The sequence below is a fragment of the Synechococcus sp. R6-7 genome (assembly GCF_047461695.1).
GTDB lineage: Bacteria > Cyanobacteriota > Cyanobacteriia > Thermostichales > Thermostichaceae > Thermostichus.
This window is the reverse complement of record NZ_JANSHS010000544.1, coordinates 1-2,177: the sequence shown is the minus strand read 5'-3', so window position 1 is coordinate 2,177 and position 2,177 is coordinate 1. Positions and strand designations below refer to the sequence as shown.

Genomic DNA, 2,177 nt, shown 5'->3' with positions numbered 1-2,177 from the left:
CTCTGGGAGAGGGGCTGGGGGTGAGGGCAGCAACGCCGAAGACTTGGGGAGTACCTTAACCATTGCCACATGGCTTCTGAGCTGCTGACCAGTCCGAAAAACCCCTGGATCCGCAAGTTGCGGCAGTTGCACCGCAGCAAAGGCCGGCGGGAACAGGGCGCCTTTTTGGTAGAGGGATCCCATCTCATCGAAGAAGCCCTGCGGGTCGGCTGGCCTTTGCAAGCCCTCTGCTACACGCCCGACTGGGCCAGCCGTCACCCTCACCTGCTGGCCGATCTGCCCAAGGGCCTACGGCGGCAGGCCGTCAGCTCAGAAGTCATGGCAGCGCTCTGTACCACCGAGTCTCCCGAAGGAGCTGTGGCCGTGGCCGTCAGTTGGCAGATTTCCTCTCCCCCCCTGTCCAAGTTACGTTTGGGCCTTGTGGTGGAAACGCTGCAAGATCCGGGCAATTTGGGATCCCTAATCCGAGTCGTGGCCGCCGCAGGAGCCGACGGCCTTTGGCTAAGCGCAGACAGCGTCGATCCCGAAAACCCCAAAGTCTTGCGGGCCTCTGCCGGCCAGTGGTTTCGCCGTCCGCCCCAAGTCGTGCCCGACCTAGCCGCCTGGATCCAGAGCTGCCGTTGCCACGGGATCCAAGTCTTGGCTGCTACCCTCTCCCCCACAGCAAACTGCTACTGGGATCAAGATCTCACCCGCCCTACCCTTTTTCTCCTGGGCAACGAAGGGGCTGGCCTGAGGGAAGCGACTATCCAACAGGCCGATGCCCAGGTGCGGATCCCGATGGCCAAGGATGTGGACTCCCTCAATGTGGCCATGGCGGGTGGGCTGCTGCTCTACGAAGCCCTCAGACAAAGACGACAGCAGCTAGAGAGTTCTCCTCGGCTGGAGTAGCCCACTTCGTCTCAAAACTCCTCATCGCCCTCAAAGATCGCGCCGTCAATCTCCTCCTCTCCGTCTTCCATTGCCCCCGGTTGGCTGGCAGAAACGGGTACCCCAGAAGATAGCTTCTCCCGCACAGCCCCTTCCACTTCCGCCAAGATCTCGGGATTTTCTTTCAAGTAAACGACCAAATTGTCCCGCCCTTGGGCAACATTTTCCTCCTTGTAGCTGTACCAAGAGCCGCGGCGCTTGAGAATGCCCATCTCCTCGGCCAGATCGATAATGCAGCCGATGTTGGAGATCCCTTGGCCGAAAATGATGTCAAATTCTGCCCGCCGGAAAGGGGGGGCAACTTTGTTTTTCACCACCTTGACCCGCGCTCGGATCCCGTATTCTTCCGCACCTTTTTTCAGGGTTTGAACGCGGCGAATATCTAGCCGCACCGACGCATAAAACTTAAGGGCATTGCCGCCGGTGGTGGTCTCCTGGGGGCCATAGCCTATGCCGCCAATTTTGGAGCGCAATTGGTTTAAGAAAAGAACGATGGATCCGGTTTTGCTGACATTTCCGGCAATCTTGCGCAGCGCTTGGCTCATCAGGCGCGCCTGCAATCCCACATGGGCATCTCCCATATCCCCTTCGATCTCAGCCCGGGGCACCAACGCTGCTACCGAGTCCACCACCACGATATCCACAGCTGCCGAGCGCACCAACTGATCGACAATCTCCAGGGCGGCCTCCCCCGTGTCCGGCTGGGAGATCAACAGGTTTTGAATATCAACCCCCAAAGCTGCTGCGTAAGTGGGATCCAGCGCATGTTCCGCATCCACAAAAGCTGCCGTTCCCCCTTGTTTTTGCACTTCGGCGATGGCATGTAGGGCAATTGAAGTTTTCCCAGAAGATTCCGGCCCAAAGACTTCGATAATCCGCCCTTTTGGGTAACCTCCGCCCAAGGCCAAGTCGAGGGTGATGGCCCCACTGGGTATGGTCTCCACCCGCATCTGGGTGGCATCTCCCAGGCGCATGATTGCCCCTTTGCCGAAATTCCGCTCGATCTGGCTTAACACCTGCTCCAGGGCTTTGCGTTTTTCTGACTTCAATTTGTCCGAGTCATCAGCAGTGTTCACAGCAGCGGCTTTCCGGGCCATAACCCGCATCCCCCCCAGGAGTCGTGGTGGAAAATCGAGCCTGCATTCTAACATTGTCGCCTTGCTCTGAGCGGATCCCTCTCCCTCCAACTGCAGTCAGCTCGTACCTTGCCTCGGTTCCTAACTCCCCTCTCCCTCTGGGAGAGGGGC

The 2,177-nt window shown here is 58.8% G+C and carries 2 protein-coding genes; one reads left to right on the top strand and one right to left on the bottom strand.

What is annotated here, in order from left to right:
* Window positions 1–69 precede the first annotated feature (69 nt).
* Window positions 70–891 (top strand): TrmH family RNA methyltransferase, encoded by an 822-nt coding sequence (locus NW815_RS13975; protein WP_414391170.1) that lies wholly within the window; start codon window positions 70–72, stop codon window positions 889–891.
* Window positions 892–902: 11 nt separating this feature from the next.
* Here the strand turns inward: NW815_RS13975 and recA are convergent, their stop codons facing one another.
* Window positions 903–2,027, bottom strand: coding sequence for a recombinase RecA (gene recA / locus NW815_RS13970; RefSeq protein ID WP_414416151.1), 1,125 nt, complete (start codon window positions 2,025–2,027; stop codon window positions 903–905).
* Window positions 2,028–2,177 lie beyond the last annotated feature (150 nt).

Coding starts and splice junctions, on each gene's coding strand:
- NW815_RS13975 (WP_414391170.1), top strand. CDS start 70: ATGGCTTCTGAGCTGCTGACCAGTCCGAAAAACCCCTGGATCCGCAAG.
- recA (WP_414416151.1), bottom strand. CDS start 2,027: ATGGCCCGGAAAGCCGCTGCTGTGAACACTGCTGATGACTCGGACAAA.